Source organism: Streptomyces sp. NPDC051576 (assembly GCF_040681835.1).
In the GTDB taxonomy this organism is placed as follows: Bacteria; Actinomycetota; Actinomycetes; order Streptomycetales; family Streptomycetaceae; genus Streptomyces.
In genome coordinates, this window is sequence record NZ_JBFAZO010000015.1 from 210,624 (window position 1) to 232,770 (window position 22,147).

Genomic DNA, 22,147 nt, shown 5'->3' on the forward strand with positions numbered 1-22,147 from the left:
AGTTCACGGGTTCTACGCTTGGCTTGCATCCAAGTTGCGCACGCTGAGCGACATGGGCCAGGTGGGACGGGTCGAGCCAGGGACACGTGAAGGCAGGGGTGACGCGCGATTCATGGGTGCTCCGGAGTGCGAAGTGCGGTCGTCCGAGATGCTCGCGATCTCCTCCTGTGCGGAGTTGGCGGCAGCCGGCCGGGTACGGCTCGTGCTGGTAGGAGGTTCACGAGAAAGTGGAAAGACCTGGCTGCTGGGGCGTCTTTCGCGGCTACTCTGCGACAAGGGTTTCGCGGTCATCCACTGGGACGGGAACAGGTCTTTGGAGAGTGACCTTGCTCACTCGCTGAGCGAATGGAACGCAAAGCGTTCCGTGGGCGGTGATTCGGAACGGCCGTCGGCGATCGTCGTTGACGGCGTACGAAATATCGGCGACCCAACCCTTCGATTTCTGGACGAGATCCTGAATCATCCGTCCTCCCCTCGCGTCCTCGTGGTATTGAGTTCAGAGGCGATCGAGAAGAGCTTGCCGGATTGGTTTCTTGCACGATGGATGTTCCGGGATCGCACGAGGATCATTGCGTTGTCGTCGCTGGAACATGTGCAGGCGGTCCGGTTGGCCCGGAAGGTTCTGGCAGCGGAACCCGACGAAGAATTCATTCGTGAGAGTGTCTGGCTGACAGCGGGTGTGCTGGGCCGGTTGGTGACTTTATGGCGGACGGTGCGCTCCGAAGGCCTCTCGCCCACCGCGCGTAGTGTCCCCTCCCTGGCCCGTATAAGTTATCGACACCTCACAGACCCGTACCGCGCGGCGATGGCCGGCCTGGCTCCGCCTGCACGGGAGGTGCTGGTCGCGACAGCCGTACTCGACGACCTGGCCCAGGACATCCTCGCGGGGCTGATCCGCGCACCCGCACACAGCACGGCGCGGCATCTCGCAAGGCTCCGGATCGAGGGCTTCCTGCCCGCCGACGGCCGGCCGCCACATCCCGTCGTGCGCGCGTCGATCCTCGGCACGGTATCCGCGGCGGACCTGGGCATGCTGCATACACGTGCGGCCCGCCTCCTCGACGTCGCGGCCCGTCCTCCGGGGGACATCGCACGGCAGCTGGCGCATCTGGCTCGTTTGGAAGAACCATGGATGCACGACGTCATGCGCCAGGCCGCACTGGCGACCGAGCGCTCCGACCCCTGCACCTCCGCACGCTACTCAACCCTGCTGCTCCAGTCGCAGACCAGCCCCGAGGACCGCGCCCGGACGCTGTTCCGACTGGCCGGGACACTGGCCCTCCACGATCCTCGCGCCGCGATGGACCACCTCAACCGCGCCCTGGAAGAGGCGCCCGGCGCGTTCGACCGGTCGGAGACGGCGCGGCTCATGGCGGGTCCGACCATGGCGCTCGGCCGGGTGCCGGACACCATCCGTGAGCTGTGGAACCGCCCGGCGCCGTCCGATCGAGCACCCCTGGTCGTCGCTGACGACTCACCCCTTCGGGGCGCCTCGGTCCCCACGTCGGCGCCGGCCGCCAGGCCGGGACGCGAATCGTCCTTCAGCCCGCCGGAGGACGCGCCGAAGGCACTCGACGTCCTGCGCGAGGTGGTCGCCAGCGGGTCCGCGGACCAGGTCGCGCAACATGCCCAGCAGGTGCTGGCCTCCGGGACGCAGGATCCGAACGTGACGTGCGCCCTGGTGTCCTGTCTCTTCCGGGCGGACCTGGCACCGCTGGCCGAGCGCGTCTACGCCGGCGCGATGGAAGAGGCACGGTTGCGAGGGGACAAAGCCGGACAGCACGTGCTGTTGCGCTGGAGTGTCTACCGATGGTGCGAGCTCGGGCGCCTCAACGATGCCTCCGAGGATCTCAGGAGACTCCGCCGCGCCACACCCAGGCCGACACGGACGCAGCGCACGTTCATGCGGCTGCTGTCGGTGAGGATATTGGCCGCTCAGGACAAGACCGAGGCGGCGGACAGGCTGCTCGGCACTCTGTCGGCCCATCAGAACAATCTCTACCTCTGGGTCGAACTGAACCATGAACGTGCCTGCGCCTTGAGCCGGGCAGGCGATCACGAGGCCGCATCCCGCCTGTTGTCCACGCTGATGAAGGACATCGAGGAGGAGGGGATGCACACCATGCTGCTTCCGCCTCGCTGGTACGACATGGTCCGGTTGGAGATGGTCATGGGTCGGGCCCGGGAGGCCCGGCACCTTCTGACGCGGATCGGCGAGGTCGCCGCGAGGTGGGGCACGAAGACCGCGATGGGCCAGTTCCTCCTCTGCGCCGGGCTCGCCGCCGCCGAACCCGACACCGCGGTCGAACTGCTCACCGAAGCCGACGCCCTGCTCGCGGAGTCGCCGAGTGTGGTGTCCCGCGCCCGGGTGAAAGTCCACCTGGGCAAGGCGTTGTTGGACGCCGGAAGTCCGGTCGCCGCCCGTCGGCGGTTGCGGGAAGCGGTGGTACTGACGGAGCAGCACGGGGCTTATGCCCTGCGGGCCACGGCCGCTACGGCCTTGGTGGCAGCCGGCGGTCGTCTTACACGTGTAAACACGGACTGTGCCGTCCAGCGCCTGCTGACTCGAAGCGAGTTCCAGGTGGCTCGACTCGCGGCCGAAGGCCGGAGCAATCAGGAGATCGCCGACGAGCTCCATCTCGTGTTACGCACAGTGGAATCCCACCTGACCTGCGTCTACCGGAAGCTCGGCATCCGCGGTCGCAAGGAACTGCGCGAAGCACTGGTACGAGCGGCGATCACCCAAAGTGCGTTTCAAGGGGAAGGTGGTGACACGGATGTCGAAGGCGTTCGGCTCTGAGCTGCGGGGCCGCGACCACGAACTGGCCGTACTGACAAGCACTCTGCGCCGACCAACCGCACACTTACCGAAGCCCTTGTTGATCACCGGCCCGTGGGGTTCCGGCAAGTCGACCCTGCTTCGTGCTGCCGAGGCGCAGGCGGCAACGATGGGCATACCTCTGATGTCCCTCGCCGACGGCCCCGGAGACGCCGGGGAACCCGGTCAGGCCGAGGCCGACGCCCGTACGCGACCTGTGGAGAACCTTCTCGACGGCCCTGGTGAGCTGCGGATCGTCCTCGTGGACGACCTGCATCGTCTGGACGACGCCACATTGAAGTCGCTCGACGCCCTGCGCTCACGATCGGATCGCAAGCGCGTCCTCCTGGTGGCGACGATGACGGACGGCAGCCATGGGGCATACCGTCCCCGCGTGCGCAGCCTGACCGCCGGCGCGCGTCGGCTCTGGCTCCGGAACCTTCCCATAGACGTGATCCACGCCATGCTCCAAGAACGGTACGAGTCGGGGATCGACCGCACACTCGCCGTCACGTGTGCGGAGGCGACGGACGGCAATCCCCTGCTCGTCTCCCAGGTCATCAACCACCTCGCCGAAGGGATCAGCCCGACCTGCGACGCGATCGACGGTGGTCGGCGCGCCATGCTCGTCCATCGCATCAGGTTGCTGCTCGCCGTCGAGCCCGACCATGTGTCCGGCTTCGCCGAAGCGCTGTCGGTGCTCGGCGGTCGAGGTCGCCTCACCGATGTCGCCGCCCTGGCCGGCATGGCCCCTGACGACGCCACACACGCCGCCCAACGGCTGCGCCGGATGGGGGTGCTGCGGCCGTGCACCCAGCTGGAGTTGTCGCCGCTCGCCCTGGCCGGACTCATCAGGGACGCGACGGCGGTGGAGCGGCTCGACCTGCTGCATCATCGGGCGGCCCGGCGCCTGAGCCTGATCGGCGCACCCATCGAGGAGGTCGCCGCCCATATAACCGAAACGACGTCTCCCGACGTGAGTTGGCTGACGGAGCGGCTCAGGGAGGCCGCTCGGGCGGTGACGGCCCGGGGCGCTTCGCGCACAGCCGCACGCCATCTGCGCAACGGTCTCATGCGTTGCGAGCCGGGCAGCGAGCCCCACACGACCTTGCTGACAGAGCTGGCAGTCGCCGAACAGGACTTCGACCTGCGCTCCGCGCTCCGCCATCTCTCGCAGATCGTCCCCCCGCCGACGGAGGCAGTCGACCTGCGCGTCCGCTTCTTCCGGCGCTTTTCCCCACTGCTGCTGTCCTCGGCCACGTCGACGGTTCAGGACTCCCTCCACGCCACGATGCTCGACCTCGGCGACCCCGCCCTGCTGACCGGGCGGCAACGTGAGGAAGCCCTGCGCATCCAGGCTCGGTGGTGCTTCACGACCAACGGGGCTACGTCCACGCCAGTCGGTGCCGAGTCGTGGCCGACCGATGCGTGCCGGTCCAGCGAGGGCCGGACGCCCGCCGAACGCGCGCTCATGTCCGTGCTGTTGCACCGGGCGACGTTGACCGTCGGCCGACCCGCTCATGAGGTGATGTCTCTGGCGGGGAACCTCCTCCAGGCGGAGCGGGATTCGGTGTCACCGCATGACGAAGCGTTCCTCCTCATGCCTGCGCTGGCGCTCGCGGGAGCGCCTCAACAGGTGCTCAACCGGCTGGCTGCCGTAGGCGACCGATTGCCCACCCAGGAAGAGGCGAGCGTCGGCACCACAGGGGAGCGGCCCGCGAGGCACGCCTGGCTCTCCGCCGCCGAGGCGCTCGCCACCCTGTGCCAGGGGCTGCTGCCCGAGGCAGTCGCACTGGCCAGTCGGAGTCTTGCCCTGGGGGGAGAGGACTGGCGCCACCACGGCCGGGATCTGGTCTTCATCATGGCGCGCATCGCGGTCGAGAGCCGGAACGCCGAGCTCTGCGACCAGTTCCTGGATCTGCCCGAATACGCCCGAGACCGCGCCTGGGCCGCTGCCGCCCATCATTTGGTGCGCGGGTACAAGGAGTTCGGTCGAGGGAACGATGTGACCGCGCTTCATCATTTCCAGAATTGCGGCTACAAGCTGGAGGGTCTGGGCGTCAGCAACCCGGAGTATCTTTCCTGGCGCAGCATGTCCACGGCCTGCCTCATTCGAATGGGCAGAAAATTCGAGGCTCGCGCGATCGCGGAGGAGTTGTACGATATTTCTGCGAGTTGGGGTTCACCGACCTCCGTCGGTGTTGCCCTCCGGGAGCTGGCGTGGACCAGCGAAGGAAAGCAGGCCATCGACTTGATGAATCAGTCCGTCGAGGCCCTCTCCGGCTCTGTGAACCGTCTGGAACTGGCGAAATCGCACTACTCCCTGGCCCGCCACCTGGAGTCCCCCGCGGCAGCGAAAGCGCATATGAGGAGAGCCCGCAGTATCGCGAGGAGCTGCGGTGTGGAATGGGATGGAGAATGTGACGACACGGGGAGCTTCCATGTCCAGCTGGCACCGGTCGCCGTTCCTCTCGGCCTGACGACGGCAGAGATCGAGGTGGCTCGACTGGCAGCGTCGGGGAAATCCAACCTGGAGATATCTGAAAGGGTTGGAGTGACCGTCAGGTCGGTGGAGAGAAGGCTTTCCAAGGTGTACGCGAAGCTGCGGATTCAGAGCAGGTCTCAATTGCTGGATCTTCTCGACGATCCTGCCGCGCGGCTCAGGGTTTGATGAACTCCGCAGCGACCCTCGGTGGCCATATGCCCGGCCCGACGATGCCGGTGTGGTACGCCTTCGAGATCAGCGCCGACCTGTTGGGCACACGGAACCGCCTCATCAGAGAGGTGACGTGATAGTCCACGCCGGGCCTGGTCAGATGAAGCTCGGTGGCTATACGGAGAGACGAGCAGCCCTCGGCCACTAGTTCCAGGACTCTCGCGGAGATTCGACTCAACTGTATGTTCGTGGATGCTGGCCGGGTGCCACGTAAACGCCAGCGTATGAGCAGCGCTACCGGGAAAACTTCATCGACGCGATGCGCCTGGCGCACTCCGATCACTTCACAGGCTGCCAGCCTTGCCGCCCCGTCGGAACCGATCAGCCGTATCTGGCTACCGATATCGCCGCTCACTGCCTGGCCCTGTCCGGTCAGTCGTTGTGTGAGGAGGGAGAAGGAATCGGGGTGCAAGAACCTTCGGATGGTACGTCCGTGGGTTTCCTCGGCCTCCACTGCCAAGTTGCGGCGAAAATGCTGGTTCGAGTTGAGAATGATGAACCCGGTGTCCAGCACGGCAAGTCCGGCACCGCTGTCATCCAGGGAAGTACTCGCGGATCCGGTGAGTTGCTTGGGGTCGGAAATGTTATTCACAGGTGCCTCGCCTTCCTGTAAGTAATCACCCTCTGTCCCCCAACAGGAAACTATGCGTCATCAAGTTGCCATGTCAAGCGAAATGGGCAGGCCCCGGCTAATCTCGTGGGTTGCCCGAGTGAGGTGTCGGTCGGCGGCGAAGGCCTTTGCGACGAGGCGGTGTCGTTTTCCGTGGATTGGAAATACCGGGGGTCAAAGTTTACCTGACTGTTCGATTGTCGCGACGCCTTGTGAGGACACCAGGGATGTTCGTCCGGCGTTCCCAGCGGATGTTGAGGCGCTGCCTCCGAGCGGGACCTCGGGATGTCCGCGAGGACGGCTCGGGAGGACGGCTCGGGAGGCCGGCGAAGGGGGGAATCCCGTCGGTCGGGGCGAGAGTCCGGGTGACGCCATGGACGGTGGCCCCGGTCGCGATGACCTTGAGCGGGGTGACGTGGTCTGTCCGGATCGGACGGCGTTCGGTGCCCGTCTTGCGCCCGTCGACCGGCGAGGCATCCGTGCGGTCCGCGCGGGCCCGCGACCAGCCGCGTTCGTCGGATGCGTTCCGCGCGGCGAACAGGACGCGGTGCGGGCGGTCGAAGGCACCGGCCATGGAGTATTGGTTCGGCGTTCCCGGCGGACGGTGGGCGACCACGCCGCAGGTGTCGGTCGGGCGTATTGCAGTACGCCGTCCAGTCGCGGTCGAGCTCGGTCTGCCGGGCCATGTACCGGTGAGGTTTGCTTGTCAGGGCCGCCTCGGCCACGAGCGACCCACCGGTGTCATGACGGGCAGGCCGACCTTCGATGGCACCGGCGCGCGAACCGTGGCCCGTAGCGTCAACGCCCTTGATAATCCCCGTCGTCGCCCGGAGGGCGGCCGCGCGGCGTCAGGTGCGTGCATGGCGTCGCGCGGCAGACGGGAATTGTCAGACAGGCCCTAGTACAGCCCGCCGTCCACCCGTATCAACGCCCCCGTCGTATAACTCGACGCGTCGCTCGCGAGATACAGCGCGGTACTGACGATCTCCTCCGGCTGCCCCGGACGTCCGGCCGCGCTGCGGGTCGTCTCGCGCTTCTCCGGTGCCCAGGCCTTGGAGATGTCCGTGAGGAACGGGCCGGCCGAGATCGTGTTGACCCGGACGGTCGGGCCGTACTCCAGGGCGAAGACCGTGGTCAGGGCGTTGAGGGCGGCCTTGGCGCCCGCGTACGGGCCGAAGCGGGGCTGGGGCATCAGGGCGCCGGACGACGAGACGTTGATGATCGACCCGCCGTTGCCCGAGTCGGCCATGCGCTGCCCGACCAACGAGGCGAGCCGGAACGGGCCCTTGAAGTTGACGCCGATCACTTTGTCGAACAGCTCCTCGCTGGTGTCGGCCGAGGAGGGAGCGAGGGGTGACATGCCGGCGTTGTTGACCAGGACGTCGACCTTCCCGAACTCCTCGTAGGCCGCGTCGACGAGCGAGCCGAGGTCGTTCCAGTGGCCGACGTGGGCGGCGACCGGCAGGGCGCGGCGGCCGAGGGCGCGCACCTCGGCCGCCGCCGTCTCGCACGCGTCGAGCTTGCGGCTGGCGATCACGACGTCGGCGCCCGCGGTGGCGAATGCGCGCACCATCGCGAGCCCCAGGCCCCGGCTGCCGCCCGTGACGAGGGCGACCTTGCCGGAGAGGTCGAACAGGTCCGCCGGAGCGAGGGACTTGGTGTCGCGTTCGTCGCTCATGCGTCGACCCGGCCGGTGAGGCTGTCGTCCTCGACGATGTGGGCGTACCGCTTGCGGGCGGCCTCCAGCTTGGGCGGGATGTGCTCGCTGGGGAACAGGCCCTCGGCCGGGCGGCGGTTCTTCAGGAGTTGCTTGGCGATCGTGGTGCGGTGCACCTCGGTGGGGCCGTCGGCGAGCGCGAGGTTGGGGGCGGCCATCCACCATTTCGCGAGCGGGAGTTCGTTGGTGGTGCCGAGCGAGCCGTGGATGTGCAGGGCGCGCTGGATGACGTCGTGCAGCACCTTCGCCGTCTGCACCTTGCACATCGCGATCTGGGTGCGGGCCGCGCCGTGCGGCTGGGTGTCGATGATCCAGGCGGTGTGCAGCACCAGCAGCCGGAACTGCTGAAGCTCCACCCAGGAGTCCGCGATGAACTGCTGCACGGCCTGCTTCTCGGCGAGAAGAGTGCCCTGAGTACGCCGGGACACCGCCCGCTCGCACATCATGTCGAAGGCGCGGGTGCACTTGCCGACGGTCCGCATCGCGTGATGCACCCGCCCCCCGCCGAGCCGGGCCTGGGCGACCTTGAAGCCCTCGCCCGGACCGCCGAGCATGGCGTCGAGCGGGACCCGCACCTGGTCGTAGCGGATATAGGCGTGGATGCCCTCGTCGAGGGAGTCGCGTTCGTCCATGGTGCCGACGTTGCGCTTGATCTCGATGCCGGGAGTCTCGGCCGGCACGATGAACATCGACATGCGGGCGTGCGGCGGGGCATCCGGGTCGGTGACGGCCATGACGATGAGGAAGGCCGCGTAGCGGGCGTTGGAGGAGAACCACTTCTCCCCGTCGATCACCCACTCGTCGCCCTCGCGCCGGGCCCGGCACACGAACTCCTTCGGATCGGCGCCGGCCTGCGGTTCCGTCATCGAGAAGGTGGAGACGATGTCCCCGTCGAGCAGCGGCCGCAGATAGCGCGCCTTCTGCTCCTCGGTGCCGAACATCGCCAGGATCTCGGCGTTGCCGGTGTCCGGGGCCGCGGTGCCGAACACCGTGGGGGCCCAGTAGGAGCGGCCGAGGATCTCGTTGAGGTAGGCGAGCTTCACCTGGCCGTAGCCCGCGCCGCCGAGTTCGGCGCCGAGGTGGCACGCCCACAGGCCCTGGGCCCGGACCTGGTCCTGGAGCGGCCGCAGGATCGCGCGCGCCTTCTCGTTGCGGGTGTCGTACGGGTCGCCGCCGTGCGGGAAGAGGAGGTCGAGCGGCTCGACCTCCTCCCGCACGAAGGTCGCCGCCCAGTCCAGCTTGGCCTGGAACTCGGGTTCGATCGAGAAGTCCAGCATCGGCTCTCCGAGAGGTGCGGATCGGTCGGTGACAGCAAAACAGTATACTTTTTAGCGAGGTTCGGTCCATACTTGAGGTGCGTGACGGCATATTGAGTATGAGGAGTTGGTCGATGCGCAGGCCGATGGAGGGCGTTCGCGTTCTCGAAGTAGCCCAGTTCACCTTTGTTCCGGCGGCGGGCGCCGTGCTCGCGGACTGGGGCGCTGATGTGATCAAGATCGAGCACGCCGAACGCGGCGACGCCCAGCGGGGGTTGGTCCGGGTCCTCGGATACGACGCCACCAGCAAGGGGTCCTCGTTCTTCCCGATCGTGGAGGGACCCAACCGGGGCAAACGCAGCGTGGGCCTCGCCCTGGAGAAGCCGTCCGCCCGCAAGGTGTTCGAGGAACTGGTCCGCGCCAGCGACGTGTTCCTCACCAACTTCCTGCCGGGGGCGCGCGCCAAACTGCGTATCGACGTCGAGGACATCCGGGCGATCAACCCGGACATCATCTACGTCCGGGGCAGCGGTTTCGGCGTGCGCGGCGACGAGGCGAACAAGGGCGGCTACGACAGCACCGCCTTCTGGGCGCGCGGCGGCAGCGCCGCCGGAGTCACCCCGGCGGGCGCGGACCGCATGACCCGGATGCCCGCCGGAGCCTACGGCGACTCGATGGGCGGCATGACGATCGCCGGCGGTATCGCCGCCGCCCTCTACTCCCGCGCGACGACCGGCGAACCCTCCGTGGTGGACGTGTCGTTGCTGGGCGTCGGCGCCTGGGCGACCCAGTTCACGGTGAACATGGCGCTGATGGCAGGCGGCCCGCTGCCGGTGAACACCCAGCCCCGCTACGGCTCCGCCACCAACCCGCTCATCGGCGCGTTCCGCACCTCGGACAGCAGGTGGATCGAGCTCGCGATGCTCCAACCCGGCCGGTACTGGGCCGAGTTCTGCAAACTCGCCGGCCGCCCGGAACTCGGCGAGGACGAACGCTTCGACAGCACCGAGAAGTTGATGGCCAACGCGATGGAGGCGGCCGACATCGTCGCCGAACTCATCGCGTCGCGCCCCTACGCCGAGTGGTTCGAGATCCTCTCGCGCGGAGCGGGCCAGTGGGCGGCGGTGCAGAACTCCTGGGAGGTCGGCCAGGACGCCTCGCTGCGCGCCAACGGACTCATCGCCCCGGTCGTGGACGCCGACGGAGTGGATCGCGAACTCGTCGCGAATCCCGTCCAGTTCGACGAGACCCCGGCCGAGCTGACCAGGGCACCGCAGTTCGCGGAGCACACCGACGAGGTCCTGCGCTCGCTCGGTCTCTCCGACGAGGAGCTGCTCGCTCTGAAGATCGACGGCGCGGCGACATGACCGTCGTAGGAGAGCCCACCACCGCAGGAGAGGAGCCGTGATGAGCGCGACACTCGAACCCGACGGAACCCATCAGGGTGTCCCCGCGTACTACTTCGACAACCGGCTCGGCGGGCCCGTCCTCAGCCACCAGGAACGCTGGGACGAGATCGCCCGCACGCACTCCGGATTCCGGAGCACCGTGGCACGCGGGTACTGGGTCGTCACCGAAGGCGCGGCCGTGCAGGAGGCGTTGCAGGACTGGCGGACCTTCTCCAACCAATCCGTGACGGCGCTCGACCCCGACCCCAGGTTCCTGTGGATCCCCGAGATGCTGGACCCGCCGCAGCACACCGCGTGGCGGCGGCTGCTCGGCAGCGCCTTCTCGCCCAAGACGGTCGCCGCCCGCGAACCGGAGGTCCGGGAGGTCGCGTCCGGTCTGGTCGACGGGCTGCGGGACAGCGGCTCCGCCGACGTCCTCGACACGTTCGCCCGCCGCTTCCCGACCCTGATCTTCATGCGCCTGATGGGCCTGCCCGAGGAGGACCTCGCCAGGTTCCTCGACTGGATCCACGATCTGCTGCACCTCTCGCACGGCGAGGACCCGGACGGGAACCGGCAGTTGAGCGCGATGAACGAGGTGTCGCGGTATTTCGAGGAGCAGATCGCGCTACGGCGCGAGGCTCCCCGTGACGACCTGCTCTCCCGCGCCATGACCTGGACGATCGACGGCGAGCCGATCAGCGACCGGGACATGCACGCGTTCTGCATCCTGCTGTTCCAGGCCGGCTTCGACACGGTCCCGATCTCGATCGGCTGGGCGCTGTACCACTTCGCCACGCATCCGGAACAGCGCAGGGCGATCGTCGAGGATCCCTCGCTGATCCCGACGGCGGTCGAGGAGATCCTCCGCGTCTACTCGTTCGTCGTGCCCGCCCGCAAGGCGACAGAGGACGTCGAGATCGGCGGCTGCCCGGTGCGGGCGGGGGAGATGGTGATGCTCCCGCTCGCGGTCAGCAACCGCGACCCCGAGCGCTTCGACCGGCCCCTCGAAGTGGACCTGCGACGCAAGGCCACCAACCACATCGCGTTCGGATCGGGCCCGCACCGGTGCCTCGGCTCCCACCTCGCCCGCCTCGAACTCAACGTCGCCGTAGAGGAATGGCACCGGCGCATCCCCGACTACCGGATCACGCCCGGCCAGGACCTCGAAGCGCACGGCAACATGTACGGCATCAAGCAGCTCCGGCTGGAGTGGTGAGCGGCCCCATGACACATCCACTCAGCGCAACGGACCTGTACCACACGGGAGTTGTCGTCCCGGACCTCGAACTGTGGAAGACCCGGCTGACCGAGATCGCGGGCTACCGCTGGACCGAGACCCTCGCCGCCGACCTGCCGATCCGGCTGGCGGACGGCGATCGCGTGCTCCCGCTGCGCTACGCGTACTCGCTGGACGCCCCGCACGTCGAACTCGTGCAGGAGATCCCCGGGACACCGTGGACGGCGACCGAGCACATCGCCACCCACCACCTCGGCTACTTCTGCGACGACGTACCGAAGACGTCCAAACGGCTGGAGGAGGCGGGCTTCGCCCTGGAGGCCTGCGCGGTCGTCGACGGCGCCATGTCGATCTTCGCCTACCTCCTGGCCCCTTCCGGCCTGCGCATCGAGATCGTGGAGCGCTCCCGCATCCCGGACCTCGGCGCCTATCTGCGATCCAAGGCACAGACGTGACCCTGACGTTCACCGAGGAGCAGGACGAACTCCGTACGACACTACGGCGCTTCCTCACCGAGAAGGCGCCGAGCGCCGCCGTACGCGACGCGATGGACTCCGACGAAGGCCACGACCCCCGGCTGTGGCGGCAGATGGCCGGCCAACTCGGCCTGCACGGGCTGGCGTTGCCGGAGGAGTACGGCGGATCAGGCGGCGGGCCGGTCGAGTTGGGGATCGTACTGGAGGAGACCGGTCGGGCGCTGCTGCCCTCGCCGTACTTCGCGACCGTCGCGCTCGCCGGCCAGGCCCTGGCGGCCTCCGGCGACGAGGCGGCGAAGGCGCGCTGGCTGCCGGCGATCGCCGACGGCTCCATGACGGCCACGCTCGCGCTCGCCGAGGCGGGCGGATCATGGGAGTTGGCGGACGTCGGGGCGACGGCCGGGCACGGGACGGTGTCCGGCACCAAGATGTTCGTCGTCGACGGCCACACCGCCGACCTGATCCTCGTCGTGGCCCGTACCGACACCGGACCCGGACTCTTCGCCGTCGACGGCGACGCGCCCGGCGTGACCCGGACCCGGCTGGAGACCCTCGACCCGACCCGGCGGCTGGCGCGTGTCGACCTCGACCGGGCGCCCGCGCGGCGGGTCGGTCCCGAGGGGGACGCCTCGGTTTATCTGCGCACCGTGCTCGACCTCGTGGCCGTGGCGCTCGCCGCCGAACAGGTCGGTGGAGCGCAGGCCTGTCTGGACGCCGCCGTGGAGTACGCCAAGGTCCGTGTGCAGTTCGGGCGGCCCATCGGGGCCTTCCAGGCCGTCAAGCACAAGTGCGCCGACCTGCTCGTGCGGGTCGAGGGCGCCCGGTCGGCCGCCTACCACGCGAGGGCCGTGGCCGCCGAGGGCTCGTCCGAACTACCGGTGTCCGCCGCGCTGGCCGCGGCCTGCTGCGCGGACGCCTTCACCCGGGCGGCCAAGGAGAACATCCAGATCCACGGCGGCATCGGCTACACGTGGGAGCACGACGCGCATCTGTATCTGAAGCGCGCGAAGTCGTCGGAGCAATTGTTCGGGGGCCCGGCGACGTACCGGACCCGGTTGGCCGACCTGGTCGGAATCTGAGACCGACGTCCTGTCGAAAGGCTGATCACGTGGGAATTAGCGACCGCCTGTCCCGGCTGCTGGCCGAAGCGCCGGCGGCTGCCGAGGCGATCGAGTACGACCGGAGGTGGTGGACCTGGGGACAGGTCCAGCGGACCGCCCGGGACCTCGGCGAGGCACTCGACGCGCTGGGCCTGCCCGCCGGCGCCCGCGTCGGAGTCGTCCTGGAGAACCGGCCCGAACACGTCGCCGCGGTCGCCGCGGTGATCGCCTCCGGGCGCTGCCTGGTCATGCTCAGCCCGCTCCAGCCCGCCGCCCGGCTCGCCGCCGACATCGCCGGCTGCCAGCCACCCGTCGTGGTGTCCGGCGCCGACGTCCTCACCCGCGAGGGCGTCCTCGACGCCGTGACCGCGAACGGCGCGGCCCTCGAGCTGGACACCGACGGGACCCTGCGGCCCAGGGGCGGCACGGCACCGGCCGGGGCACCGACCCGCCCGGGCGTCGCCGTGGAGATGCTCACCTCCGGCACCACCGGTCCCCCGAAACGCGTCCACCTGCGCATCGGCCAACTCGACCAGGCCCTCGTCTCCGGTGGTCAGATCCCGAAGGCGAGCAGGCTGCTGTCCCAGTCGGCATCCCTCGTGGCCACACCGCTCGTCCACATCGGCGGCCTGTGGCGTGCCCTCGCCTGCCTCGCCACCGGACGCCGCATGCTCCTGATGCCGAGATTCGCCGTCGAACCCTGGGTGAGCGCGGTCGAACGCCACCGACTCCGCGCGGCCAGCCTGGTCCCGGCCGCGATCCGCGCCGTACTGGACGCGAAGGTCCCGAAGGAACGCCTCGCCACCCTCCAGGTGGTCACCTCCGGCACGGCACCCTGCCCGCCGGAACTCGCCGACGCCTTCTTCCGCACCTATGGCATCCCCGTCCTGATGACCTACGGCGCCACCGAGTTCGCCGGAGCCGTCGCCGGCTGGACCCTCGCGCTGCACGAGCACTGGTGGCAGCGCAAGGCGGGCAGCGCCGGACGTGCCTTCGCCGGCGTGGAGTTGAGGGTGACCGGCGAGGACGGCGCCGAGCTGCCGGTCGGCCGCGCCGGCCGGCTGGAGGTCCGCACCGAACAGAGCACCCACGGCGGCCGGACCTGGGTGAAGACCAGCGATCTGGCCCGGATCGACGCCGACCGGTTCGTGTGGATCGAGGGCCGCGCCGACGACGCCATCATCCGCGGCGGCTTCAAGGTGCAGCCGGAGAGCGTCAAACGGATCCTGGAGACCCACCCGGCCGTACGCGAGGCAGCCGTCGCCGGACTGCCGGAGCCGCGGCTCGGTGAAGTACCGGTCGCGGCCGTCGAGTTGGAGCCGGGGCAGCCCATACCCGACACGGCCGAACTCACCGCCCTGTGCCGCACGCACCTCATGCCGTACGAGGTGCCGGCCCACATCGTCGTCCTCGACGAACTGCCCCGCACTCCGTCGAGCAAGGTGAGCCGCGTCGAACTGCTCGATCTCGTACGGGCCCGGCTCGCCGAACACCCCAAGGAGGTCCAGCGGTGAGCAGCACCGAGGAGAAGCCGGCCGAGCGGTTCGGCGTGCTGACGGACGAGGCGGTCGAACGCTCCCGGCGCCGCCTCGGCGTCCCCCAGCCGCAGCACAACCCGCCGCACAACCACGAGGTCACCTGGGACGGTTCACGCCACTTCGCCTACGGCTACGGTGACGCCAACCCGCTCTACTGCGACCCCGATTACGCGGCGAAGACCCGCTGGTGCTCGCTCGTCGCACCGCCGACCTTCCTCTACACGATGGGAGAGGACGCGGCCCCGACACCGGACCCCGAGACCAAGGCCCTCCTCAAGGGCGACCCCTTCGCCGGTCTCGGCTCCTACCAGGCGGTGATGGAGTTCGAGTGGTGGCGCCCCCTCCAACTGGGCGACCGTTGCCGGGTGTTGCAGACCCAGGTGGGGGTCCAGGTCAAGCCCAGCCGCTTCGGCGGGCGCACCGCGCACGTCGTCCGCGACTACCTCTACGCCAACGGACGCGGCGAGATGCACGCCCTGCGGCGCGGCACCTGGATCAACGCCGAGCGGCACACGTCGAAGAAGCGGGCCAAGGAGGCGCTCGTACAGGAGCCGTACGCGCCCGAGCAACTCGCCGAGATCGACGCGGCGTACGCGGCTGAGACCAGGCGCGGCTCCGACCCCCGCTACTGGGAGGACGTCGAGGTCGGCGAGGAACTGCAACCCCGTGTGAAGGGTCCGCTGACCACCACGGACGTGGTCGTCTGGCATCTCGGCTGGGGCATGCAGCTCACCCCGCCCGGCGCCTTCGGGATCGCGGCGGCCGTACGGCGCAAGGCTCCCGGCCTCTACCCGCCCAACCGGCTGGGCGTCCCGGACACCGTGCAACGCCTGCACTGGGAGCCCGAACGGGCCCGCGAACTCGGCCTGCCGGGCCCCTACGACTACGGCGGTATGCGCGAGACCTGGCTCTGCCACCTCCTCACCGACTGGATCGGCGACGACGGCTGGCTGTGGAAACTCCGCTGCGAACACCGCAAGTTCAACTACCTCGGCGACACCACCTGGGTGCGCGGCACCGTCGTCGACAAGCGGCAGGTGGACGGCCGGGGCGAGGTGCACATCGAGGTGCGCTGCGAGAACCAGCGCGGCGAAGTCACCACCCCCGGCACGGCAGTCGTACTGCTGCCGACCAGGGCACGGGCCGTGGAACTGCCCGCGCCGCCCGCCGAGGACCTGGACGGCATGGTCGCCCACGAGCTGGCGCGGTTCGCGGTCAACGGCAAGTGAACGGCAATTGAGGATCACGATTCAGGAGGCAGGATGTCGGACGAGGTGCTGGTGGAACGCCGTGGCGCGGTCCAGGTCATCACGATCAACCGCCCTACGGTGAAGAACGCGCTCGATGCCGGGGTGGCCGCCGGTGTCGCCGCCGCCGTGGATGAACTGGACGAGTCGAGCGAGCTGCGGGTCGGCGTCCTCACCGGGGCGGGCGGCACGTTCTCGGCGGGGATGGACCTCAAGGCCTGGCTGCGCGGCGAGAGCCCCGCGATCGAGGGTCGAGGACTGTGCGGGATCACCATCACTCCGCCGCGCAAGCCGCTGATCGGCGCGGTCGAGGGCTGGGCGCTGGCCGGCGGCTTCGAGCTGCTGCTCGCCTGCGATCTCGTCGTGGCGTCCCGGACGGCACGGGTCGGGGTACCGGAGGTGAAGAGGTCCCTGGTTGCCCGGGCCGGTGCGGCACTGCGCCTCCCGCAGCGGATCCCGTACGCCATCGCGCTGGAACTGCTGCTCACCGGCGAGCCCATCTCCGCCGTACGCGCGGCGGAGGTCGGACTGGTGAACCGGCTCACCGACGAGGGCGGCGCCCTCGCCGGCGCGCTGGAACTCGCCGCGACCATCGCGGCGAACGGTCCCCTCGCGGTCGCCGCGACCAAGGAGATCGCCCAGTCCGCCGCCGAGTGGACGCTGGAGGAGGGCTGGACCCGGCAGGCCGAGATCGCCGCGCCGGTGTTCTCGTCCGAGGACGCGCGGGAAGGCGCCGCCGCCTTCGCCGAGAAGCGCTCGCCGGTCTGGAAGGGACGCTGACAGCGTCGTAACAGAATCAGTATCCGCAATGACGGCCCGTCAGGGAGGGTGTTGTGACCACAGGACCGCTGTCCGGCTGCCGCGTCGTCGAGCTGGGCGGCATCGGGCCGGGCCCGTTCGCCGGCATGCTGCTCGCCGACCTCGGCGCGGAGGTCGTCCGGGTGGACCGGCCCGAGCGGGCGGCGGAGCCCGACGCGGGCGGCCCCGCGGACGTGCTCAACCGCGGCAAACGCTCGGTCGTACTCGACCTGAAACACCCGGACGGACCCGCCGCCCTCCTCCAACTCGCCGAGCGCGCGGACGTGTTGATCGAGGGGTTCCGTCCAGGTGTGACCGAACGCCTGGGCATCGGACCCCACGAGTGCCTCGCCCGCAACCCCCGCCTGGTCTACGGCCGGATGACCGGCTGGGGCCAGACCGGCCCCCTCGCCGCGGCCGCCGGACACGACCTCACCTACATCGCCCTCACCGGCGCGCTCGGCGCGATCGGGGACGCGGCGGGACCGCCGCAGATACCGCTCAACCTCGTCGGCGACTTCGGGGGCGGCGGCTGCTACCTCGTGATCGGCGTGCTCGCCGCCCTGCACGCCGTAGGGCGCACGGGAGTCGGTCAGGTGGTCGACGCGGCCATCGTGGACGGCACCGCCCACCTCCTCGCGAGCACCTTCGGGAAACTCGGGCGCGGGGTGTGGACGGACGAGCGCGGGACCAACCAACTCGACGGCGGCTGGCCGTTCTACGCCGTCTACGAGACCAAGGACCGCCGGCATGTCGCCGTCGGCGCCCTTGAGGCCAAGTTCTACCGGCGGCTGATCGAGCTGCTCAAGGTGGACGTAGATCCGGAGCTACAGCACGACCGGTCGACCTGGCCGGAGTTGCGCCGCCGCCTGGCGGAACGGTTCGCGGAACGCACCCGCGACGAATGGGCGGCCCTGTTCGAAGGCACCGACGCCTGCGTCGCCCCCGTCCTCGGCCTCACCGAGGCGGCGGCACACCCCCAACTCGCCGCACGCGCCAGCCTGTTCACCCGGGAAGGCGTCGTCCAGCCCGCCGCGGCACCCCGTTTCTCGGCGACCCCGTCGAGCCCCGGGCCGGCCGCACCACCCGTAGGCGCAGACACCCGCGCCGTGTTCCGGGACTGGAAGATCGCCGGCGTCGACGCACTCGTCGACAGCGGCGCCGCCGTCCAGTTCCCCCACTGACCGAAAGGACCCCGCCATGCCAGAGGCCGTCATCGTCGACGCCGTCCGCACCCCCATCGGCAAGCGCAACGGCTCCCTGGCCGCCGTGCACGCGGCCGACCTGTCGGCCCACGTGCTCACCGCGCTGGTGGAACGCACCGGCGTGGACCCCGGCACCGTGGACGACGTGATGTGGGGCTGTGTGACCCAGATCGGCGACCAGTCCAGCAACATCGCCCGGTTCGCGGCACTGGCCGCCGGCTGGCCCGAGCATGTGCCGGGCGTCACGATCAACCGGGCCTGCGGCTCCAGCCAGCAGGCCGTCGACTCCGCCGCGCACGCCGTCATGGCCGGACAGTACGACCTCGTGGTGGCCGGTGGCGTGGAGACCATGACCAGGGTCCCGCTCGGCTCGCACCGCACCACAGGGCAGCCGTACGGGCCCGCCGTCCTGGCCCGTTACGACGGGTTCCAGTTCAGCCAGGGCGTCGGCGCCGAGATGATCTCCGAGCGGTGGGGCCTCAGCCGCACCCGGCTCGACGAGTTCGCGTCCGAGTCGCACGCCAAGGCCGCCGCGGCGATCGACTCCGGGGTCTTCGACGACCACATCGTGCCCATCGAGGTCGACGGCACCAAGTTCACGGTCGACGAGGGCCTGCGGCGCGGCACGTCGGTCGAGACCCTCGCCAAACTCAAGCCGTCGTTCAAGGACGACGGAGTGATCCACGCCGGAAACTCCTCCCAGATATCCGACGGCGCCGCCGCACTCCTCATCACAACTCCCGAACGGGCAAGGGAGTTGGGGCTCAAGCCGATCGCGCGCTACCACTCGGGCGCGGTCAGCGGCGCGGACCCGATCATGATGCTGACCGGGCCGATCCCGGCGACTGAGAAGGTGCTGCGCCGGTCCGGTCTCGCCATCGGGGACATCGGCGCGTTCGAGGTCAACGAGGCGTTCGCACCGGTGCCGTTGGCGTGGCTGGCGGAGACCGGAGCCGACCCCGAGCGGCTCAACCCCCTCGGTGGCGCGATCGCGGTCGGCCATCCGCTCGGCGGGTCCGGCGCCATCCTGATGACCCGCCTGCTCGCCCGCATGCGGCAACGGAACCTCCGCTACGGACTCCAGACGATGTGCGAAGGCGGCGGCACCGCCAACGCCACTATCGTCGAACTGCTTTCGTAGCCCCGGTCAGCGGCGGTCAGCGGGGCTCGCGCGGCAGCCCGAGCCCCCGCTCGGCCACCTGGGTGCGCAGCACCTCGTTCGCCCCGCCGGCGATCGTGTAGGCCCGCGAGTACAGATGCGCGTCCTGCCACCAGCCGTCCGCCACCACGTCCTCGTCGCCCTCGACGAGCAGCCCGTCGGTGCCCTGCAGACTCAGGCCGAAGTCGACCAGGTCGTGGTTGAGTTCGCTGAAGAAGATCTTGCCGAGCAGGGCGTCGGCGGGCCCTTCCGTGTCGTGCAGCATCCGGGACTGGGCGAGACCCAGCATCGCGGCGTTCACCTGCACCCGGGTGGCCAGTTCGCCGATCGCCTGCCGGGTCGCCGAGTCGTCGAGCGCGGGTCCGCCGCCGACCGAGGTGCGGGCGGCGAGGCGCAGCAAGTCGTCGAGTACGGCGACCAGTTCGACGCCGCGCGCGCCCACGCCGGACCGCTCGTGGCCGAGGCTGCTCATCGCCACCCGCCAGCCGTCGTTCACCCGGCCGATCACGTTCGCGGCCGGGATGCGGACGCCGTCCAGGAAGACCTCGTTGAAGTCGGTCGTCCCGGTGATCTCCCGCAACGGCCGGATGTCGACACCCGGGCTGCGCAGATCGAGGGCGAAGGCCGTGATGCCCTTGTGCTTCGGGGCCTCGCGGTCGGTGCGGGCGAGCAGATAGCCCATGTCGGCGTGCTGGCCGTTCGTCGTCCACACCTTCTGGCCGTCCACGACGTACACCGCGTCGTCGCCCTCGCCCTCACGGACCGCCCGGGTTCGCAGTGCCGCCAGGTCGCTGCCCGCCTCGGGCTCGCTGAACAACTGGCACCACACGTCCTCGCAGGCCCGGATACGGGGCAGGAAGCGCGCCCGCTGGTCGTCGGTGCCGAACTCCAGCAACGCGGACGAGGCCAGCGAGGCGGCGCCGATCGGCTGCCAGGTGCGGGCGCGGGCGATCTCCTCGGCCACGACGGACGCCTCCAGCGGATGCGCGTCGGGACGGCCGCCGTACTCGGCGGGCCAGTCGATCCCGAGGAAGCCCGCCGCGTACAGCTTGGCGGTCCACTCCCGGATCGCCGGCATCAGTTCCGGCTCAGGTGCGCGCACCCCCGCATGGGTCTTGACGCCCGGGGCGTGCTCCGCGACGAAGGCGCGTACCTTCCTCCGGAACGCTTCGAGCTCGGGCGTGGACTCAAGTCGCATCGCTGTCGGCTCCCTGTTCTCGTGCCGCGGCCCATAAATGAGGTTACTTTAACCATGCCGATCACTCGGTTGCCAGGGCTCAGGTCCAGAAAAAGTGGCCTTATTTTGGTTCCAGGTGCCCGAACCGCACGCCTCCGGCCCAGGTGACCAATAGACTGGGGATCCGCAATATCCGCCCCAGAGGAGTTGGCCATGGCGACTGCCGTCGACCGCGAGCCCGCCGACGGCGAGACCGGTGTCCCGGTCGGCAAGCTGGCCGCGCAGACCGCCCGCCGTATCGAGTCGGCGGTGATCCGTCAGGGCTGGCCGGTGGGCGAGTCTTTGGGCTCCGAGGTGGATCTGCGGGAGCGCCTCGGGGTGAGCCGGGCGGTGCTGCGCGAGGCGGTCCGGCTGGTCGAGCACCACCAGGTGGCCAGGATGCGGCGCGGCCCGAACGGTGGCCTGATCGTCTGCGCGCCCGACGCGGGTCCGGCCACCCGCGCCATGGTGATCTACCTCGAATACGTCGGCACCAGCGTCACGGACCTGCTCCAGGCCCGCCTCCTGCTGGAGCCGATCGCCGCAGGTCTGGCCGCCGAGCGGATCACCGAGGAGGGCATCGAGACCCTCCGGACCACGCTCGACGCCGAACTCGACCACTGGGACGACCCCGGTGTCCACTCGCAGGACCCGCTCCACCCCGTGCTCGGCCAGTTGTCGGGCAACCCGGTGCTGCACCTGTTCGTCGACGTGCTCACCCGGCTGACCGCACGCTACGCGCACACCTCCCGCCGGGTCTCCAAGGCCGAGATGCACGCGGCCAAGGACACCTCGCACCGCGCGCACAAAGCCGTCGTCGACGCGGTGATCGCCGACGACGGAGCCCGCGCCCAGACGGAGCTGACCGCGCATCTGGAGTCGGTGGCCGGCTGGATCGAGAAGCACCGGGTGCGGCGCGGGCAGCGGATCGCGGGCCATGTCGTCGAGCCCGAACTGGTCGAGGGACCGCGGGCGAAACTCGCCGAGGTGGTCGCGGCCCGCATCCATGACGACATCGCCGCGCGCGGCTGGCAGACCGGCATGGTGCTCGGCTCGGAGGCCGACCTGCTCGCCCGCTACTCGATCAGCAGGGCCGTACTGCGGGAAGCCGTACGGCTGTTGGAGTACCACTCGGTCGCCCGGATGCGCCGCGGCCCCGGCGGCGGCCTGATCGTCACCGAGCCCGAGCCGCAGGCCAGCATCGACACCATGGCACTGTTCCTGGAGTACCAGGGCGTCACCGCCGACGACCTGCGGATCGTCCGCAACGCCATCGAACTCGGCATCGTCGCCCGGGTCACGGCCCGGGTCGCGGAGGGCGACACGGCGGTGGCCGAGCGGCTCGCCAAGGCGGTGCGCTGGAGCACGGAGGGTCCCGCCGACGACCCGCGCAAGGCCGACCTCTTCCACACCGAACTGGCCGCGCTCTCCGACAATCCGGTGCTGTCGCTGTTCCTGTCGATCATCACCGAGCTGTTCCGCCGCCATGCCTCCGGCCACGACCGGCCGCTGCCCGGCGACACGGCGGCGGACGAGGTGCAGCACGTCCACCAGCGGATTCTCGACGCGATCGTCGAGGGCGACGCCGGGGTGGCCCGGCACCGGATGCGCCGGCACCTGGACGCCCTCATCCCCTGGTGGCACTGATTCCCTGACACTCAAC

At 69.7% G+C, this 22,147-nt stretch carries 16 protein-coding genes; 12 read left to right on the top strand and 4 right to left on the bottom strand.

Annotated features, from left to right (window positions below; translation table 11 throughout):
- Positions 1 to 148 precede the first annotated feature (148 nt).
- Together AB0M63_RS39735 and AB0M63_RS39740 are read left to right on the top strand one after the other, a co-directional pair.
- Positions 149 to 2,800 (top strand): LuxR C-terminal-related transcriptional regulator, encoded by a 2,652-nt coding sequence (locus AB0M63_RS39735; protein ID WP_366022802.1) that lies wholly within the window; start codon positions 149 to 151, stop codon positions 2,798 to 2,800.
- Entirely contained in the window at positions 2,778 to 5,489 is a 2,712-nt protein-coding gene (locus AB0M63_RS39740; RefSeq protein ID WP_366022803.1) for a LuxR family transcriptional regulator, read from the top strand. Before AB0M63_RS39735 ends, AB0M63_RS39740 begins: the two co-directional genes overlap by 23 nt.
- Here the strand turns inward: AB0M63_RS39740 and AB0M63_RS39745 are convergent.
- The 3 genes from AB0M63_RS39745 to AB0M63_RS39755 form a co-directional block, all read right to left on the bottom strand.
- A complete protein-coding gene (locus tag AB0M63_RS39745) occupies positions 5,479 to 6,126 on the bottom strand; it encodes a LuxR C-terminal-related transcriptional regulator (protein ID WP_366022804.1) in 648 nt (215 codons plus the stop codon). The two genes, AB0M63_RS39740 and AB0M63_RS39745, sit on opposite strands and share 11 nt — an antisense overlap.
- A gap of 916 nt (positions 6,127 to 7,042) precedes the next feature.
- Entirely contained in the window at positions 7,043 to 7,822 is a 780-nt protein-coding gene (locus AB0M63_RS39750) for a glucose 1-dehydrogenase (RefSeq protein ID WP_366022805.1), read from the bottom strand.
- The gene (locus tag AB0M63_RS39755) at positions 7,819 to 9,138 is read right to left on the bottom strand and encodes an acyl-CoA dehydrogenase family protein (protein ID WP_366022806.1); all 1,320 of its coding nucleotides are present in this window, start codon (positions 9,136 to 9,138) and stop codon (positions 7,819 to 7,821) included. The genes AB0M63_RS39750 and AB0M63_RS39755 overlap by 4 nt, the downstream gene beginning before the upstream one ends.
- Positions 9,139 to 9,251: 113 nt before the next feature.
- Between AB0M63_RS39755 and AB0M63_RS39760 the strand changes: the two genes are divergently transcribed.
- Genes AB0M63_RS39760 through AB0M63_RS39800 form a run of 9 tightly spaced genes read left to right on the top strand, consistent with a single transcriptional unit; the run spans position 9,252 to position 19,250 of the window.
- Positions 9,252 to 10,484 carry a CoA transferase gene (locus tag AB0M63_RS39760; RefSeq protein ID WP_366022807.1) on the top strand — a complete coding sequence of 411 codons (1,233 nt, stop codon included), beginning with the start codon at positions 9,252 to 9,254 and terminating at the stop codon, positions 10,482 to 10,484.
- A 40-nt stretch (positions 10,485 to 10,524) separates the two neighbouring features.
- On the top strand, positions 10,525 to 11,724 hold the full coding sequence (locus AB0M63_RS39765; RefSeq protein ID WP_355913616.1) for a cytochrome P450: 1,200 nt from the start codon (positions 10,525 to 10,527) through the stop codon (positions 11,722 to 11,724).
- A gap of 8 nt (positions 11,725 to 11,732) precedes the next feature.
- Positions 11,733 to 12,200, top strand: coding sequence for a VOC family protein (locus AB0M63_RS39770; protein WP_355913613.1), 468 nt, complete (start codon positions 11,733 to 11,735; stop codon positions 12,198 to 12,200).
- Positions 12,197 to 13,300 carry an acyl-CoA dehydrogenase family protein gene (locus AB0M63_RS39775; protein WP_366022808.1) on the top strand — a complete coding sequence of 368 codons (1,104 nt, stop codon included), beginning with the start codon at positions 12,197 to 12,199 and terminating at the stop codon, positions 13,298 to 13,300. The genes AB0M63_RS39770 and AB0M63_RS39775 overlap by 4 nt, the downstream gene beginning before the upstream one ends.
- A 29-nt stretch (positions 13,301 to 13,329) precedes the next feature.
- Positions 13,330 to 14,835 carry an AMP-binding protein gene (locus AB0M63_RS39780; RefSeq protein ID WP_366022809.1) on the top strand — a complete coding sequence of 502 codons (1,506 nt, stop codon included), beginning with the start codon at positions 13,330 to 13,332 and terminating at the stop codon, positions 14,833 to 14,835.
- Complete coding sequence (locus AB0M63_RS39785) at positions 14,832 to 16,088, top strand: MaoC family dehydratase N-terminal domain-containing protein (RefSeq protein ID WP_355913604.1); 1,257 nt, start codon at positions 14,832 to 14,834, stop codon at positions 16,086 to 16,088. Before AB0M63_RS39780 ends, AB0M63_RS39785 begins: the two co-directional genes overlap by 4 nt.
- 33 nt (positions 16,089 to 16,121) lie before the next feature.
- A complete protein-coding gene (locus AB0M63_RS39790; protein ID WP_355913601.1) occupies positions 16,122 to 16,886 on the top strand; it encodes a crotonase/enoyl-CoA hydratase family protein in 765 nt (254 codons plus the stop codon).
- A 53-nt stretch (positions 16,887 to 16,939) separates the two neighbouring features.
- Positions 16,940 to 18,088, top strand: coding sequence for a CaiB/BaiF CoA-transferase family protein (locus AB0M63_RS39795; protein ID WP_366022810.1), 1,149 nt, complete (start codon positions 16,940 to 16,942; stop codon positions 18,086 to 18,088).
- Between the two features lie 16 nt (positions 18,089 to 18,104).
- Positions 18,105 to 19,250, top strand: a complete 1,146-nt coding sequence (locus tag AB0M63_RS39800) for a thiolase family protein (protein WP_366022811.1) — start codon at positions 18,105 to 18,107, stop codon at positions 19,248 to 19,250.
- A gap of 16 nt (positions 19,251 to 19,266) precedes the next feature.
- Here AB0M63_RS39800 and AB0M63_RS39805 read toward each other — a convergent pair whose 3' ends face one another.
- Positions 19,267 to 20,466, bottom strand: a complete 1,200-nt coding sequence (locus AB0M63_RS39805; protein ID WP_366022812.1) for an acyl-CoA dehydrogenase family protein — start codon at positions 20,464 to 20,466, stop codon at positions 19,267 to 19,269.
- 192 nt (positions 20,467 to 20,658) lie between these two features.
- Between AB0M63_RS39805 and AB0M63_RS39810 the strand changes: the two genes are divergently transcribed.
- On the top strand, positions 20,659 to 22,131 hold the full coding sequence (locus tag AB0M63_RS39810) for an FCD domain-containing protein (protein ID WP_355913589.1): 1,473 nt from the start codon (positions 20,659 to 20,661) through the stop codon (positions 22,129 to 22,131).
- Positions 22,132 to 22,147: the final 16 nt, after the last annotated feature.

Bases quoted from the DNA above. Each gene is read 5' to 3' on its own strand.
- AB0M63_RS39735 (WP_366022802.1), top strand. From the start codon at position 149: ATGCTCGCGATCTCCTCCTGTGCGGAGTTGGCGGCAGCCGGCCGGGTA.
- AB0M63_RS39740 (WP_366022803.1), top strand. From the start codon at position 2,778: ATGTCGAAGGCGTTCGGCTCTGAGCTGCGGGGCCGCGACCACGAACTG.
- AB0M63_RS39750 (WP_366022805.1), bottom strand. From the start codon at position 7,822: ATGAGCGACGAACGCGACACCAAGTCCCTCGCTCCGGCGGACCTGTTC.
- AB0M63_RS39755 (WP_366022806.1), bottom strand. From the start codon at position 9,138: ATGCTGGACTTCTCGATCGAACCCGAGTTCCAGGCCAAGCTGGACTGG.
- AB0M63_RS39760 (WP_366022807.1), top strand. From the start codon at position 9,252: ATGCGCAGGCCGATGGAGGGCGTTCGCGTTCTCGAAGTAGCCCAGTTC.
- AB0M63_RS39765 (WP_355913616.1), top strand. From the start codon at position 10,525: ATGAGCGCGACACTCGAACCCGACGGAACCCATCAGGGTGTCCCCGCG.
- AB0M63_RS39770 (WP_355913613.1), top strand. From the start codon at position 11,733: ATGACACATCCACTCAGCGCAACGGACCTGTACCACACGGGAGTTGTC.
- AB0M63_RS39790 (WP_355913601.1), top strand. From the start codon at position 16,122: ATGTCGGACGAGGTGCTGGTGGAACGCCGTGGCGCGGTCCAGGTCATC.
- AB0M63_RS39800 (WP_366022811.1), top strand. From the start codon at position 18,105: ATGCCAGAGGCCGTCATCGTCGACGCCGTCCGCACCCCCATCGGCAAG.
- AB0M63_RS39805 (WP_366022812.1), bottom strand. From the start codon at position 20,466: ATGCGACTTGAGTCCACGCCCGAGCTCGAAGCGTTCCGGAGGAAGGTA.
- AB0M63_RS39810 (WP_355913589.1), top strand. From the start codon at position 20,659: ATGGCGACTGCCGTCGACCGCGAGCCCGCCGACGGCGAGACCGGTGTC.